General features: G+C 67.1%; 15 protein-coding genes and 2 tRNA genes. 5 read left to right on the forward strand and 12 right to left on the reverse strand.

Annotated elements, in window-relative coordinates; genetic code table 11:
• Nucleotides 1–145: 145 nt before the first annotated feature.
• Both ABF821_RS16215 and rnd read right to left on the reverse strand, forming a co-directional pair.
• The gene (locus ABF821_RS16215) at nucleotides 146–907 is read right to left on the reverse strand and encodes a GcrA family cell cycle regulator (RefSeq protein ID WP_415530761.1); all 762 of its coding nucleotides are present in this window, start codon (nucleotides 905–907) and stop codon (nucleotides 146–148) included.
• Nucleotides 908–1,196: 289 nt separating this feature from the next.
• Nucleotides 1,197–2,378: a ribonuclease D gene (gene rnd, locus ABF821_RS16220; protein ID WP_182973810.1), complete on the reverse strand. Its 1,182-nt coding sequence runs from the start codon at nucleotides 2,376–2,378 to the stop codon at nucleotides 1,197–1,199.
• 125 nt (nucleotides 2,379–2,503) lie between these two features.
• Here rnd and queF point away from each other — a divergent pair, with 125 nt between their 5' ends.
• On the forward strand, nucleotides 2,504–2,983 hold the full coding sequence (gene queF / locus ABF821_RS16225) for a preQ(1) synthase (protein WP_415530762.1): 480 nt from the start codon (nucleotides 2,504–2,506) through the stop codon (nucleotides 2,981–2,983).
• A gap of 125 nt (nucleotides 2,984–3,108) precedes the next feature.
• Here queF and ABF821_RS16230 read toward each other — a convergent pair whose 3' ends face one another.
• The 8 genes from ABF821_RS16230 to ABF821_RS16265 all read right to left on the reverse strand — a co-directional run bounded on the left by ABF821_RS16230 (nucleotide 3,109) and on the right by ABF821_RS16265 (nucleotide 10,157).
• A complete protein-coding gene (locus ABF821_RS16230) occupies nucleotides 3,109–3,513 on the reverse strand; it encodes a DUF2442 domain-containing protein (RefSeq protein ID WP_415530763.1) in 405 nt (134 codons plus the stop codon).
• Complete coding sequence (locus ABF821_RS16235; RefSeq protein WP_415530764.1) at nucleotides 3,497–3,808, reverse strand: DUF4160 domain-containing protein; 312 nt, start codon at nucleotides 3,806–3,808, stop codon at nucleotides 3,497–3,499. The genes ABF821_RS16230 and ABF821_RS16235 overlap by 17 nt, the downstream gene beginning before the upstream one ends.
• A gap of 129 nt (nucleotides 3,809–3,937) precedes the next feature.
• The gene (atpC, locus tag ABF821_RS16240; protein WP_114729037.1) at nucleotides 3,938–4,360 is read right to left on the reverse strand and encodes an ATP synthase F1 subunit epsilon; all 423 of its coding nucleotides are present in this window, start codon (nucleotides 4,358–4,360) and stop codon (nucleotides 3,938–3,940) included.
• Between the two features lie 31 nt (nucleotides 4,361–4,391).
• Nucleotides 4,392–5,867, reverse strand: a complete 1,476-nt coding sequence (gene atpD / locus ABF821_RS16245; RefSeq protein WP_182973808.1) for a F0F1 ATP synthase subunit beta — start codon at nucleotides 5,865–5,867, stop codon at nucleotides 4,392–4,394.
• 37 nt (nucleotides 5,868–5,904) lie between these two features.
• The gene (locus ABF821_RS16250; protein ID WP_415530765.1) at nucleotides 5,905–6,786 is read right to left on the reverse strand and encodes a F0F1 ATP synthase subunit gamma; all 882 of its coding nucleotides are present in this window, start codon (nucleotides 6,784–6,786) and stop codon (nucleotides 5,905–5,907) included.
• Nucleotides 6,787–6,802: 16 nt separating this feature from the next.
• Entirely contained in the window at nucleotides 6,803–8,341 is a 1,539-nt protein-coding gene (gene atpA / locus ABF821_RS16255; RefSeq protein ID WP_415530766.1) for a F0F1 ATP synthase subunit alpha, read from the reverse strand.
• Nucleotides 8,341–8,937: an ATP synthase F1 subunit delta gene (gene atpH / locus ABF821_RS16260; RefSeq protein ID WP_415530767.1), complete on the reverse strand. Its 597-nt coding sequence runs from the start codon at nucleotides 8,935–8,937 to the stop codon at nucleotides 8,341–8,343. Before atpH ends, atpA begins: the two co-directional genes overlap by 1 nt.
• Before the next feature lie 101 nt (nucleotides 8,938–9,038).
• Nucleotides 9,039–10,157 carry a LacI family DNA-binding transcriptional regulator gene (locus ABF821_RS16265; RefSeq protein ID WP_415530769.1) on the reverse strand — a complete coding sequence of 373 codons (1,119 nt, stop codon included), beginning with the start codon at nucleotides 10,155–10,157 and terminating at the stop codon, nucleotides 9,039–9,041.
• A 183-nt stretch (nucleotides 10,158–10,340) separates the two neighbouring features.
• Between ABF821_RS16265 and ABF821_RS16270 the strand changes: the two genes are divergently transcribed.
• Nucleotides 10,341–11,126 (forward strand): SDR family oxidoreductase, encoded by a 786-nt coding sequence (locus ABF821_RS16270; RefSeq protein WP_415530770.1) that lies wholly within the window; start codon nucleotides 10,341–10,343, stop codon nucleotides 11,124–11,126.
• Here the strand turns inward: ABF821_RS16270 and ABF821_RS16275 are convergent.
• Both ABF821_RS16275 and ABF821_RS16280 read right to left on the reverse strand, forming a co-directional pair.
• The gene (locus ABF821_RS16275; protein WP_415530772.1) at nucleotides 11,093–12,571 is read right to left on the reverse strand and encodes an MFS transporter; all 1,479 of its coding nucleotides are present in this window, start codon (nucleotides 12,569–12,571) and stop codon (nucleotides 11,093–11,095) included. The genes ABF821_RS16270 and ABF821_RS16275 overlap by 34 nt on opposite strands.
• Before the next feature lie 20 nt (nucleotides 12,572–12,591).
• Nucleotides 12,592–12,665: transfer RNA gene (locus tag ABF821_RS16280), tRNA-Gly, on the reverse strand.
• Between the two features lie 217 nt (nucleotides 12,666–12,882).
• On the opposite strand from ABF821_RS16280, the gene ABF821_RS16285 reads away from it, so the two are divergent.
• From ABF821_RS16285 to nusG, 3 genes are all read left to right on the forward strand, one after another.
• Nucleotides 12,883–12,959, forward strand: a tRNA-Trp gene (locus ABF821_RS16285).
• A 127-nt stretch (nucleotides 12,960–13,086) separates the two neighbouring features.
• Entirely contained in the window at nucleotides 13,087–13,281 is a 195-nt protein-coding gene (secE, locus tag ABF821_RS16290) for a preprotein translocase subunit SecE (RefSeq protein ID WP_114729053.1), read from the forward strand.
• Nucleotides 13,282–13,290: 9 nt separating this feature from the next.
• Nucleotides 13,291–13,821 carry a transcription termination/antitermination protein NusG gene (gene nusG, locus ABF821_RS16295; RefSeq protein WP_114729055.1) on the forward strand — a complete coding sequence of 177 codons (531 nt, stop codon included), beginning with the start codon at nucleotides 13,291–13,293 and terminating at the stop codon, nucleotides 13,819–13,821.
• Nucleotides 13,822–14,057: the final 236 nt, after the last annotated feature.

Consider the following 14,057-nt stretch of genomic DNA (forward strand, 5'->3'; position numbering starts at 1 on the left):
CCCCCCCCCCGGGCGGGGGGGGGGTCCCGCCCCCCGCGGCCCGCCGCGGACATGCGCGAAGACACAAAAAAACGCCGCGGATCATAACGATCCGCGGCGTTTTTTCATGAATGCCCGGCGTGCGGGCGTGTCAGGCCACGTTGTCTCAGGCCACGTTGTCGCGCCGATCGCGCAGCTTCACATAGGCAAGCTGCGCATGTTCGGCACAGTAAGGCTTTCCAGGGACCGGCGTCGCCCCGCAGAAATGAAAGCCCGGCGTGCCCGGATCGCCCAGCGGCCAGCAGCAGCTCAGGCCGCTGCGACGCGGCGCCGGGCTGGAGACCGCGCGCAACGGCGCACGCGGCGTTTCCGGCCGCGACACGCTCGGGGCCACCACCGGCGGCGACGGCGGAGCCGCCTGCACCACCGGCTCACGCTCGGCGCGCACCGGCGCCTGCGGCACGGGCTCGGCCTGCTGCCGGACCGGACTCACGACCGGCGCGGCCTCGGCCACACGCGGCGCCACCGGCACAACAGGTGCCACCACAGGCGACACGACCGCCGAAGGCACCACCGCAACGGGCGCGGGAGCCGCCGCAACAACCGGCGACACGGCCGGCGGCGCCACGACCGACGCCGAAGCGGCGGCAGCGGTTTCCGTGGCCGGAGCCGAAGCCGTGGCTAGGGCCGAAGCCGTGGCCAGGGCCGGAGCCGGTGCGACGACTGCCTCACCGGGTTCAGCCGCACCGGCCGAAGCCGGCGGTCTGCGAATTGGTGACGGACGCGCCTGTAGACCGAGGCGATGCGCCTTGCCTACAACCGCGTTCTTCGTCACCGAAAGCTGGCGACCGATCTCGGCCGTCGACAGCCCCTGCTGCCAAAGCGCGCGGAGACGCGCAATCGTCTCCTCGGTCCATTCCATAGCCATGCCATCTCTCCTGACGAAGGACAGCCGAAAACTAGGCTTATCTTGTGGTGGACTCAACCATCCCACCACAAAATCTTGTGGACAAGGCTGGGAGTAACCTGTTCACAACCCGGGGGAAAAACGGTGCGAAACCTGTCCGTACATATGCGCCGACGACGATCGAACGCGCCCCCGCGCGTCGATGCGCGCGGCCCCTCAAGGCCGCTCCGCTCCAATGCCCGGACACACACGCCGGGCGCGCCCCCTGAAGAGCCGCCCTCGCTCACCGGCCCACAGTCCGGTCAGGCTATCAGCACCCGACCCGGCGAATGCGCGTCCCATCCACGCCCAGCAGCATGGTCCCGGCCTTCAGCGCCAGCGCATCCTCGCCGAACACCACCCGCCGCCAGCCCTGCATCACCGGCAGGTCGGGCTCGGCCTCCAGCGCCAGCCGGTCGATATCCTCCGACGACGCCACCAGGCGCGGCGCCACGTCATGCTCCTCGCAGCACGCCGCCAGCAGCACTTTCAGCAGCGCGACCAGCGCGGGCGACGGGCGCGGACCGTCCTTGCCCTTGTTCTGGCGCGGCAGCGCTGCCTCGGGCAGCGCATGCGCCGCCGCGATGGCCTCCAGCAGCCCGGCCCCGCTGCGTCCCTCGGCAAACCCGCGCGACACGCCGCGCACGCGCGCCAGCGCCTCGGCATCGGTCGGGGCGGTCGCCGCGATCTCCAGCAGGCTCTCGTCCTTCAGCAGCCGCTGGCGCGGCACGTTCACCCGCTGGGCTTCCAGTTCGCGCCATGCGGTAATGGCCCGCAGAATGCCCAGCATCCGCCGGTTGCTGGTGCGCGGGCGCATCTTCTCCCACAGGGTCTCCGGATCGGGGCGGAACGTCTCGGGCCGGGTCAGCACCGCCAGTTCGGCCGCCACCCATTCCGTGCGCCCTTCCGTCTCCAGCCGCTCGCGCAGAAGCTGATAGACGGTGCGCAGATACGTCACGTCGGCGGCGGCATAGGCAATCTGCGCCGGCGACAGCGGCCGGGCGGACCAGTCGGAGAAGCGGTGCGCCTTGTCGATATGCGCGCCCGTCAGCGACGAGACCAGATTGTCATACCCCACCTGGTCGCCATAGCCGGCGACCATCGCCGCCACCTGGGTATCGTACAGCGCCGCCGGCAACCGGCCGAACAGATGCAGGAAGATTTCCAGATCCTGCCGCGCGGCATGAAACACCTTGGTCACCGCCGGATCGTCCAGCAGTGCGCCCAGCGCCGACAGGTCCAGTCCGGGCGCCAGCGTGTCCACCACCACCACGTCGTGTTCGCCGGCCAACTGCACCAGACACAGTTCCGGCCAGTAGGTCCGTTCGCGGACGAACTCGGTATCGATCGTCACGAACGGCTCCCGCCGCAATCGTTCGACAACCGCAACCAGTTCGTCGGTGGAGGTCATCAGGACAGGGGCGGGAAAACCCGCTTTGAGTGCACGCGCCATGTTGTCCTGTTATCATGGGGTTCCACCGGTGCGAAAGCACCCAAGGGAGAAAACCGCCGCTTGACGCGGCAAAGGCGGCTCCGGCATCACCCCTCTCCACAGCCCCGCAGCAAGGATCACGGAACGTGAGCGCATCCACCCCGCCCGACGACGGCACCCAGGCCCTCACACAACTGGGCCGCGCCGCCGCCCAGCCCGCCCGCCCCGAGGACGCGACGCTGGAGCGCGTCCCCGCCCCCCATCGCGACCGGCGTTACCTCGTCCGCTTCACCGCGCCGGAATTCACGTCGCTCTGCCCCGTCACCGGCCAGCCGGATTTCGCGCACCTGGTCATCGACTACGTGCCCGACCAGTGGATCGTGGAGAGCAAGTCGCTCAAGCTGTTCCTGACCAGCTTCCGCAATCACGGCGCGTTCCACGAGGCCTGCTCGGTCCAGATCGCCACCACGCTGGTCGATCTGCTGTCCCCGGTCTGGCTGCGCATCGGCGCCTACTGGTATCCGCGCGGCGGCATGCCCATCGACGTGTTCTGGCAGACCGGCGCCCCGCCGGCCGATGTGTGGATTCCCGACCAGGGCGTGCCGGGCTATCGCGGGCGGGGTTAAAGGCCTTCTTTTTCTGAAGAAAAAGAAGCAAAAAGACTTTTATCCGTTCAGGAGCCTCGCAACGCGCGGCGATAAAGGCTCCTGAACCGAACGGCCAAGAACGCTAAACACTCCGGCCTGCCGCATCATGCCACTTTTCGCGGCCTTCCGCCCTTGGTGCCATTCCGCCGTGCCGCTGCCGCCTTGGCTGGAGAAGCCTGCCGCCCCGCCTTTGCCGCCATATAGGCACGGGAACCAAACAGTCCGACCATCAGTTCCGGCACCAGCAAGTCGACATCCAGTGCCTCCCAGTGCAGGCCGTAGCCCCCCATGATTTCCACCTGGGCCAGTTGCTCGGGTGTCGCCCCTTCGAGGCCCTGCGCCAGAGTCGCCGGGAATTCGAAACGGGTGCCGTTGGACAATTCGACCGTCACGCGACCGGTCGTGGCATCATACCCGGCGGCAACAGCCTGCAGTACGGTCTCACGCCGGATACGCCCCCGTTCATAGGCAGCGTCGATCTGTTTCTCGATATCACGATCGCTGCGCATCAATCGTCCTCCATGCCTGCAATAGCGTTTCGCGCCGTTCCACCGCGATCCTGAACGCCTCACATACGTCCGGCCGCTTCACACCAGGATCGATGTCCCGGATCGCCACCCTGGCTTCCCCGAGATTGATAACGATCTCCCGTCCATCACAGAACACATGAACATGGGCCGGGTCATGGTCATTCAGATAGATTACGAACCGGAAGCGGCCCTCCCGATGAACCGTCGGCATATCCCCTTCTATCACAAAACCCAACCAGATGGGTATTTTAAAAGCAGTAACCAGCGCAGACATCGCCCCGCACCGAAACCTCGCGACAAGCCTCCACAAAGACTTTTCAACCGATCGGCCAAGAACGCAAAACGCCCCCGACTCGCAGGAGCCGGGGGCGTTCCACATGAAACCAGTCTGCGGCCGAAAGTCTCAGGCGGCCTTCACGGCCTCGCCGCCGGCGGCTTCGATTTCGGCCCGCGCGGACTGCATCTTCGCCATCAGCAGGTCCAGCGCCGGCACGTTCATCTTGTCGGCGGCGTCGTAAGACGCCTCCAGCCCGGCAAGCCGCTTCTGCGCATCGGCCACCGACAGATCGGCCAGCGCCGTCGCCTGGTCGGCCAGGATGGTGCACCGGGTCGCCGTCATGTCGGCAAACCCGCCGGCAACGAAAAACCGTTCCGTCACCACGCCATTTTCATACAGTTCGACCACACCGCCGCGCAGCAGCAGCATCATCGGCGCGCGATCGGGCATGGCGGCGATATCGCCCTCCAGGCCCGGAATCACCGCCATCTCGACAGCGCGCGAGAAGAGAACCTTCTCGGGACTGACGATCTCGACCTCAATCGACATGGGCTGTCTTCCTTGCGCGGGAGCCGGCCGTTCAGGCCGATTCCTTCATCTTCTCGGCCTTCGCGACCGCTTCTTCGATCGAGCCGACCATGTAGAACGCACCTTCGGGCAGGTGGTCATACTCGCCGGCCACGATCGCCTTGAACGACCGCACGGTGTCTTCCAGCGAAACCAGCTTGCCCGGCGCGCCGGTAAAGACTTCGGCCACATGGAAGGGCTGCGACAGGAAGCGCTGGATGCGGCGCGCACGCGCCACCAGCTGCTTGTCGTCTTCCGACAGCTCGTCCATGCCCAGAATGGCGATGATATCCTGCAAAGACTTGTAGGTCTGCAGGATGCGCTGCACGTCGCGCGCCACCTGATAATGCTCTTCGCCGACGATCTTCGGGTCCAGCGAACGCGAGGTCGAATCCAGCGGATCGACGGCCGGATAGATGCCCATTTCCGCGATCGAACGGTTCAGCACCGTCGTGGCGTCCAGATGCGCGAAGGTCGCGGCAGGCGCCGGGTCGGTCAGATCGTCGGCCGGCACGTAAACGGCCTGCACCGAGGTGATCGAGCCCTTCTTGGTCGAGGTGATGCGCTCCTGAAGCGCGCCCATCTCGGTCGCCAGCGTCGGCTGGTAGCCCACGGCGGAGGGGATACGGCCCAGCAGCGCCGAAACCTCGGCACCCGCCTGCGTGAAGCGGAAGATGTTGTCGACGAAGAACAGAACGTCCTGCCCTTCCTCGTCACGGAAATACTCGGCCAGCGACAGGCCCGACAGCGCGATGCGCGCGCGCGCGCCCGGCGGCTCGTTCATCTGGCCATAAACCAGCGCCACCTTGGAACCCTCGGTGGTGTTCTCGCCCAGCTTGATCACGCCCGCGTCCTGCATTTCATAATACAGGTCGTTGCCTTCGCGGGTCCGCTCGCCGACGCCGGCGAACACCGACACGCCGCCATGCGCCTTGGCGATGTTGTTGATCAGTTCCTGGATGATGACGGTCTTGCCCACGCCGGCGCCGCCGAACAGGCCGATCTTGCCACCCTTCAGGTACGGGCACAGCAGGTCGACGACCTTGATGCCCGTGACCAGGATCTCGGTCGCGGCCGCCTGCTCTTCGAACGACGGCGCCTTGCGATGGATCGGGTAGCGCTTGGTCGCGGGCACCGGGCCACGCTCGTCGATCGGCTCGCCGATCACGTTCAGGATGCGGCCCAGCGTGCCGGGGCCGACCGGCACGGTGATCTGGTTGCCCGTCGCCACGACCTCGGCGCCACGGGTCAGCCCGTCGGTCGAGTCCATGGCGATGCAGCGCACTTCGTGCTCGCCGATTTCCTGCGCCACTTCCAGCACGACCGTCTGGCCGTTGAAGGTGACATGCAGCGCGTCGAGAATATGCGGCAGCGTGCCTTCGAACTGCACGTCCACAACGGCGCCGCGCACCTGCGTCACGCGGCCGACGATGTTGCTGGACTGGCCCTGCGTGGCGGCAGGAGCCTCATTCACTTTGGTTTCCGACATGGGGTCAGCTCCTGCGGCGAGGGAAGCGGATCGTTGCTCAGAGCGCCTGGGCGCCCGAGATGATCTCGATCAGTTCGTTGGTGATGTTGGTCTGGCGGGTACGGTTGTATTTCAGCGTCAGCCGGTCGATGGCCTTGCCCGCGTTGCGCGTGGCATTGTCCATCGCCGTCATGCGTGCGCCCTGCTCGCCCGCGGCACTCTCCAGCAGCGTCGCATAGATCTGCACCTGGAGGTTGCGCGGCAGCAGGCTGGACAGCAGCTCTTCCTCGCCCGGCTCGAATTCGTAAACCGGCGCGTCGGCCGAGGCCGCCACGTCATTCGCCGGCAGCGCCAGCGGAATCAGCTGCATCGTGGTGGGCGTCTGCGACATCACGTTCTGGAAGCGGTTATACACCAGCGTGCAAACGTCGAATTCGCCCTTCTCCGCCATCGCGGCGATCCGCTCGCCCAGTTCGGCAGCGGCCGAGAACGGAATCTCCTTGCCGCCCGATCCATGGATTTTATCCAGGATCAGGTCGGAGAATTCGCGCATCAGATAATCGCCGCCCTTGCGGCCGACCGGCAGCAGGCGAACGGTCTTGCCCTCGGCCTGCAACTGGCCGATCAGGTCGCGCGTCCTGCGGTTGACGTTGGCGTTGAAGCCACCCGCCAGCCCACGGTCGCTGGTGATCGGGATCAGCAGGTGAACCCGGTCGTTGCCCGTGCCGGCCAGCAGGGTCGGCAGGCCGCTCTGGCCGCGCGTGCCGGCACCCAGTTCAGCCAGCATCCGGCGCATCGCCGCCGCATAGGGGCGGGCGGCTTCGGCGCGGGTCTGGGCCCGGCGCAGCTTGGCCGCCGCCACCATCTTCATGGCGCTGGTAATCTTCCGCGTCGATTTGACGCTCCCGATCCGCGCGCGAAGGTCCTTCAGGGATGCCATGGGTGCCTGTCCGCCTTCAGCCCGCGAACTGACGGCTGAACGCCGTCAGGAAGTCGGTCAGACGGACCTCGTTGTCCTTGGTGATCTGCCGCTCGGTACGGATCGAGTCCAGGATGTCCTGGCCGGCCGCATGCAGTTCGGTCCGAAGCTGGCGTTCGAAGGCCGTCACCTTCTCCACCGGCACGTTGTCGATGAAGCCGCGCGTGCCGGCAAACAGCACGCACACCTGCTCCTCGACCGGCAGCGGCGAGGTCTCGGGCTGCTTCAGCAGCTCGACCAGACGCGCACCACGGGCAAGCTGCTTCTGCGTCGCCGGATCGAGGTCCGAGGCGAACTGCGAGAACGCCGCCATTTCACGATACTGCGCCAGCTCCAGCTTGATCTTGCCGGCAACCTGCTTCATCGCCTTGATCTGCGCGGCGGAACCGACGCGCGACACCGAGCCGCCAACGTTCACCGCCGGACGGATGCCGCGATAGAACAGGTCGGTCTCCAGGAACACCTGGCCGTCGGTGATCGAGATCACGTTGGTCGGAATATAGGCCGCCACGTCGCCGGCCTGCGTCTCGATGACCGGCAGCGCCGTCAGCGAACCCGCGCCATATTCGTCCGACATCTTGGCCGCGCGTTCCAGCAGACGCGAATGCAGGTAGAACACGTCGCCCGGATAGGCTTCACGGCCCGGCGGACGGCGCAGCAGCAGCGACATCTGGCGATAGGCCACGGCCTGCTTGGACAGATCGTCATAGACGATCAGCGCATGCATGCCGTTGTCGCGGAAATATTCGCCCATGGCGCAGGCGGCATACGGGGCCAGATACTGCATCGGCGCCGGGTCGGACGCCGTGGCGGCGACGACGATGGAATATTCCATCGCACCGGCCTCTTCCAGCGTGCGCACCAGCTGCGCCACGGTCGAGCGTTTCTGCCCGATGGCGACATAGATGCAGTACAGCGACTTCTTGTCGTCGCCCAGCGCGTTGACCGGCTTCTGCGCGACGATGGTGTCGATCAGGATGGCGGTCTTGCCGGTCTGGCGGTCGCCGATGATCAGTTCGCGCTGCCCGCGCCCGATCGGCACCAGCGCGTCGATCGCCTTAATCCCGGTCTGCATCGGCTCGCTGACCGACTGGCGCGGCATGATGCCGGGCGCCTTGATGTCGGCGCGCTTCATGATCACGTCGCCGACCAGCGGCCCCTTGCCGTCGATCGGGTTGCCCAGACCGTCGACCACGCGGCCCAGCAGGGCCTTGCCGGTCGGCACTTCGACCACCTTGCCGGTGCGGGCAACGGTGTCGCCTTCGCGCATCTCGGAGTCGTCGCCGAAGATCACGACGCCGACATTGTCGTTCTCGAGGTTCAGCGCCATGCCCTGCTGGCCGGAGGCCGGGAACTCGACCATCTCGCCGGCCTGCACGTTCTGCAAGCCATAGACGCGGGCGATGCCGTCGCCGACCGACAGGATCGTGCCGGTCTCGGCGACCTCGGCACTCGTGTCGAACGAGGCGATCTGCTGCTTGAGGATATCCGAAATCTCAGCGGGACGGATTTCCATCACGCGGCTCCCTTCATGGCGTGGTGCAGGCGGGTCAGGCGGGAATTGAGGCTGGTGTCATAGAGCCGGGCGCCGACGCGCACGACCAGACCGCCCAGCAGAGCCGCGTCAACGCGCTCCTGAATATTGACCTTGGAATAGCCGGCCTCGGCGAGGCGGCCCTGAATCTGTATGCGCTGCACGTCCGTCAGCGGCTGGGCCGACACGATCTCGGCCACGGCCTCGCCACGGCGGCCCGCCGCGATCGCCGCCACGGCGTCCAGGATCTCGGCCAGGCGGGGCAGCCGGCGGTTGCGGGCGACCACGCCCACGAAATTGCGGATGACCCACCCGAAGCCCTGGGCTTCCAGCACGGCATCCAGCGCCTTCGTCGACACGGCGATATCCAGCGTGCGATTCGTCAGGACGGCGCGCAGTTCGGCGCTTTCCGCGATCAGGCGCCGCAGCGCCGCCGCATGGTCCAGCACGTCATCAAGCAGCCAGCGTTCGGCGGCGAAATCGTAGAGGGCCGTCGCGTAACGACCGGGCAGGCCATTGGCAACGGAGGCGATCGGTATTGTTGTCGTTCCACCCGAAACCACGGTCGGTCTTTCCATCCCAGTGTCTTTAGGTCATTGCAGCGCGCCAACGGCCCGGCACGAAGTCCAAGCCGATGGCGCGCCTCTAGCATGCTGATCCGCCACGCGCAACACGCGCGTCAGGCCGGCACCGAGAGCAGCGCGGGGCGGAAGGCCGTCGTCTCGCGCTGCATCAGCGTCACGCCCAGATCGACGATGCGCGGCACGTCGTGCCGGCCCGCCAGCAGGTCCAGTACCATGGTCCCCGTCCGCTCGCCGATGGCACGGTAATCGACCGCCACCGTCGTCAGCGCGGGCACCACGGCGCCGCCGATCTCGAACCCGCCAAACCCCATCAGCGACACGTCCTCCGGCACCCGCACGCCCCGGCGCCGGCATTCCATCAAAGCCCCCACGCCCACCAGATCGGACACGGCGAAGACGGCATGCAGGTCCGGCGCCCGGTCCAGCAGCGCACCCATGGCCTGCCCACCCTGGGTAAACGAGACCGGCGGCTTGCCCATCCGCTCTACCAGGTCCTCCCCCAGTCCCTCCTCGCGCAGCACCTCCACGAAACCCTCCAGCCGCCTCCCGCCACGATGGTCGCAGGACAGGCCGTCGCCTTCCGCCGCCAGCACCCCGATTCGGGTATGGCCCAGCGCGATCAGGTGGCGGGCGGCCAGTCGTCCGGCCTCGTGGTTGGAGTACCCGACCATGGGGTGCACCGGGTCCGCCACCAGCCCCGCCATCTGCACGATGGGAATCGTCTCGCCCGCCAGCAGCGCCCGCAGCGCCGGCCCACGCGGCCCCGCCGGCAGCACCAGCGCCTCCGCCCGCCGCCCCAGCATGTCCCGCACATGCCTCAGCATTGCGTTTTCGTCATAGTCGGTATACCCGATCAGCAACTCATAACCTTCCCGACGGATGATGTCGGTCAGGCCGCGTGCCGCATCGGCGAAATTGGTATTGGTCAGCGTCGGCACCACGAGGCCGACGAATCCGCTGCGCCGGGTCGAAAGCGCCTCGGCCGCCCGGTCGGGCACATAGCCAAGTTCCTCGATCGCCCGCGCGATCGCCTCGCGCGTATCGGGCCGCACCAGATGCGGGGCGCGCAGCGCGCGCGACACCGTCATCCGCGACACGCCGGCCCGCACGGATACGTCGATGATGGTCGGCCGCACGCTGGCGCGCGCCACGACCGCCGCGGCGTCGGGCTCCGTCGTCCGCCGCGCGCTGCCCGTCGCTTCCTCGCCCGTCATCCGCCTGCCTGCCATCTCCGCCCATGCCCCTGCGCATCGCGACCACTCCGCGCGTTGGTGCGTTATCCATCCGCGACGCGCTTATAGTCACCTCGCCCGGCGACCAAAGCCACATATATCATCAAACGCACGATGCGCCCGCCCAGCGACGGACGCATCCGAGCAGGAAAGAAGGAAACACCCATGCCCGCTTCGCCCCTTTTCGACCTGACCGGCCGGCTGGCCCTCGTCACCGGCTCCAGCGGCGGAATCGGCTACGCCATCGCGGCCGGCCTGGCCGACGCCGGCGCTCACGTCATCCTGAACGGACGCGATGCGACGAAGCTGGAGGAAGCCGCCGCCCGCCTGCGCGACACCACGCCGCAGGGCGCCACCCGCACCATCCTGACCCGCCCCTTCGACGTCACCGACCGCCAGGCGGTCGAGGATGCAGTCGGCGCGATCGAGGCCGAAGACGGGCCGATCCGCATCCTGGTCAACAATGCCGGCATCCAGCGCCGCGCTCCGCTCGACGCCTTCCCGCCCGAGGACTGGTCCGAGATCATCCGCACCAATCTCGACAGCGTATTTTTCGTCGGCACGGCGGTCGCCCGGCACATGATCCCGCGCGGCATGGGCAAGATCATCAATATCGGCAGCGTACAGTGCGAACTGGCCCGCCCCGGCATCGCGCCCTACACCGCCACCAAGGGCGCGGTGAAGAACCTCACCCGCGGCATGTGCGCCGACTGGGCACGCCACGGCATGCAGATCAACGCCATCGGCCCCGGCTATTTCGAAACGCCCCTGAACCGCGCCCTGGTCGAAGACCCGGAATTCAACGCCTGGCTGACGAAGCGCACGCCCGCCGGTCGCTGGGGCAAGGTGGAGGAACTCCAGGGCGCCGCCATCTTCCTGGCCTCGGACGCCTCGTCCTTCGTCAACGGCCAGACGCTCTATGTCGATGGCGGCGTGCTGTCGGTCCTGTAACCCGCCACGGGCACAGGCGCGGACGCATCATCGAACAGCGCCCGCGCCGCCTGCGCACTGGCCCGCGCCCGTCCCCCGGTCGTGAAAAACCCCAGCGCGCCCACCGCGCAGGAGAGCGCCACCAGCAGCCACCAGATCCGGTGCGTCGCCAGCGCCAGCGCGGCGCCGCTCCCCGCCGCGCGGGTCAGCACCGCGCCCATCATCGTCCCCGACAGCGCCACACCCAACAGCGCGCCGACCTGCCGGCTGGTCGAGGCCAGCGCCGCCGCCAGCCCCGCCTGATCGCGCGGCATCCCCGAAACGGCGCTGTTGGTGATCGGCGCGTTGCACAACCCGAAGCCACAGCCGCACAGGCTGTATGAGAGCAGCAGCACCCCAGGCGGCGTCGTCGGCGTCAGCCCCGTCAGCAGCAGCGCCCCACTCCCAAGCCCGCACGCCGAAAGCATCAGCGGCAACCGCGCGCCACGCGCCCCCACCAGCCGTCCCGACAGCGGCGCGCACGCCACGACCCCCAGCGCGAAGGGCAGCGTGTACAACCCCGCCCGCATGGCCGATAGGCCGCGCGATTCCTGAAGATAGAGCGTGTTCAGGAACAGGAACGAACTGAAGATCGCAAACGCGAAGACCGCGATCACGATCGCTCCGGAAAAAGGCAACGCACGAAAAAACCGCAGGTCCAGAAGCGGATGCGCGCTGCGCCGTTCCACCCGGTACAGCACAACCAGCCCCACCGCCGCAATCGCCAGCCCCGCGCGAATCACCGGCGCATCCCATCCATAATCCCGCGCTTCGATCAGGGCGGCGGTAGCGGCCGCCAGGATCAGGGCCACCAGCGCCTGCCCCGCCCGGTCGATCGGCCGCACATGAACCGCCCGCGATTCGGGAATCACCCGCAGGCTCAATACCAGCGCCAGCGCCCCCACAGGCAGATTGACCAGAAACACGGCACGCCAGCCCACCAGCGTCGTCAGCATGCCGCCGATCAGCGGCCCCAGCGCCAGCGCCAGCCCCGACATCGCGCCCCACACGCCGATCGCCCGCGCCCGTGCCGCGGGCTCGACGAAGACATTGGCAATGATCGAAAGCGCCACCGGATTCAGCATCGCCCCGCCCAGCCCCTGGAACCCGCGCGCCAGCACCAGCGCCCACGCACCAGGCGCCAGCCCGCACAGAAGCGAGCCGAGGCAGAAGACGACGATTCCCGAAGTGAACACCAGCCGCCGTCCGATCCGGTCGGCGGTCGATCCCGCCAGCACCAGCAGCGTCGCGACCACCAGCGTGTAGGCATCCACCACCCATTGCAGGGTCGACAGTCCGCCCCCCAGCCCGGCGCGAATCGCCGGCAGCGCCACGTTGACGATGGTCACGTCCATCATCACCAGAAAAAGACTGAGGCAGCAGGCAGCCAGCACCAGATGCGGCTTGATGGAAGACGATCGGATCATGCGCGGAGAATTCGGGAGAATGGAGCGGGCGAAGGGAATCGAACCCTCCTCAGAAGCTTGGAAGGCTACTGCATTACCACTATGCTACGCCCGCCCATATGGCCCTTCCATACCGCCGAACCCGCCTCTCCGGCAAGCCCTCTCCGCCATCCCGCAAGGGCATGAATCAACACCGGGAAGAACGAATCGCCTCCCCCCTCTTGACTTTACCCGCTGGGCATACTTTTTTCCGCTGCCTGCGCCGGGTTCGCACGGGTGGCCAGGGGAACAGCTTTCCGCTATTCCGTTGGTCGGCGCCGCAGGCGGCTTGCAGGGGTGTAGCTCAATTGGCTAGAGCGCCGGTCTCCAAAACCGGAGGTTGTGGGTTCGAGACCCTCCACCCCTGCCACTCGCCCCGGTCGGGAGTTTTCCCGCCCGGACCGTGACGGTGCCCCCGACATGCAGTATTTGGGTGTTTCCGGCCTCGTCCGCGCTCCGGTCCGGACAGCGGCGTGGTGGTTCAAGAAGGGTGTTTCGTGTCGGTCAGTCCCGCGAAATTTGTGCAAGATGTCCGCGCCGAGGCAAGCAAGGTCACATGGCCCACACGTCGCGCCACGCTGGTGACGACAGGTGCCGTGCTGGCAATGGCCACCATGACGTCGGTTTTCTTCTTTGTCGTCGACCAGATCATCGGCCTGGGCGTACGTGAACTTTTTGGGCTGGGAGGCTGAGGAACGACCATGGCAAAACGTTGGTACGTCGTTCACGTCTATTCAGGCTTCGAGAAGAAGATCGCCCAGCACATCAAGGAGCAGGCGGCTCAGAAGGGTCTGTCCGACCATTTCGGTGACATCCTGGTCCCCTCCGAAGAGGTGGTCGAGGTCCGTCGCGGCCAGAAGGTCAGTTCCGAGCGGAAGTTCTTCCCCGGCTACGTGCTGGTCAACATGGAACTGACCGACGAAGCCTGGCATCTGGTCAAGGACACGCCCAAGGTCACCGGCTTCCTGGGCACCAAGACCCGTCCCTCGCCGATCCCCGCGGCCGAAGCCGAGCGGATCATGAAGCAGGCGCAGGAAGGCGTGGAGCGTCCCCGCCCCTCCATCACCTTCGAGATCGGCGAACAGGTGCGCGTGTCCGACGGCCCGTTCACCTCCTTCAACGGCACGATCGAGGAAGTGGACGAGGAGAAGGCGCGCCTCAAGGTCAGCGTCTCGATCTTCGGCCGCTCGACTCCGGTCGATCTCGAATACAGCCAGGTCGAAAAGCTCTAGGCAACCCGACCATCCGGATACGAAAAAGGGGCGCCGCGAGGCGCCCCTTTTTCGTTCCAAGGGCTTTGCCCTTGACCCACCAAAGGGCCAAGCCCTTTGGAAACCCAATCGTTTTCAATAATCGGGGTGCAGGGCCTCAGGCCCGGCCGGGGCCCCGGGCGCGCCCGGGGCTGCCCCGCCAACAGGTTGCGCCCCACGCCCCCCCGCCCCCCCCTGCGCCCCCCCCCCCGCCCGCC

It is taken from the genome of Gluconacetobacter sp. (assembly GCF_047721585.1).
GTDB lineage: Bacteria > Pseudomonadota > Alphaproteobacteria > Acetobacterales > Acetobacteraceae > Gluconacetobacter > Gluconacetobacter dulcium.

Bases quoted from the DNA above. Each gene is read 5' to 3' on its own strand.
- ABF821_RS16235 (WP_415530764.1), bottom strand. From the start codon at position 3,808: ATGTCTGCGCTGGTTACTGCTTTTAAAATACCCATCTGGTTGGGTTTT.
- ABF821_RS16215 (WP_415530761.1), bottom strand. From the start codon at position 907: ATGGCTATGGAATGGACCGAGGAGACGATTGCGCGTCTCCGCGCGCTT.
- ABF821_RS16275 (WP_415530772.1), bottom strand. From the start codon at position 12,571: ATGATCCGATCGTCTTCCATCAAGCCGCATCTGGTGCTGGCTGCCTGC.
- ABF821_RS16230 (WP_415530763.1), bottom strand. From the start codon at position 3,513: ATGCGCAGCGATCGTGATATCGAGAAACAGATCGACGCTGCCTATGAA.
- atpD (WP_182973808.1), bottom strand. From the start codon at position 5,867: ATGTCGGAAACCAAAGTGAATGAGGCTCCTGCCGCCACGCAGGGCCAG.
- rnd (WP_182973810.1), bottom strand. From the start codon at position 2,378: ATGGCGCGTGCACTCAAAGCGGGTTTTCCCGCCCCTGTCCTGATGACC.
- ABF821_RS16265 (WP_415530769.1), bottom strand. From the start codon at position 10,157: ATGACGGGCGAGGAAGCGACGGGCAGCGCGCGGCGGACGACGGAGCCC.
- ABF821_RS16270 (WP_415530770.1), top strand. From the start codon at position 10,341: ATGCCCGCTTCGCCCCTTTTCGACCTGACCGGCCGGCTGGCCCTCGTC.
- ABF821_RS16250 (WP_415530765.1), bottom strand. From the start codon at position 6,786: ATGGCATCCCTGAAGGACCTTCGCGCGCGGATCGGGAGCGTCAAATCG.
- atpA (WP_415530766.1), bottom strand. From the start codon at position 8,341: ATGGAAATCCGTCCCGCTGAGATTTCGGATATCCTCAAGCAGCAGATC.
- nusG (WP_114729055.1), top strand. From the start codon at position 13,291: ATGGCAAAACGTTGGTACGTCGTTCACGTCTATTCAGGCTTCGAGAAG.
- atpC (WP_114729037.1), bottom strand. From the start codon at position 4,360: ATGTCGATTGAGGTCGAGATCGTCAGTCCCGAGAAGGTTCTCTTCTCG.
- atpH (WP_415530767.1), bottom strand. From the start codon at position 8,937: ATGGAAAGACCGACCGTGGTTTCGGGTGGAACGACAACAATACCGATC.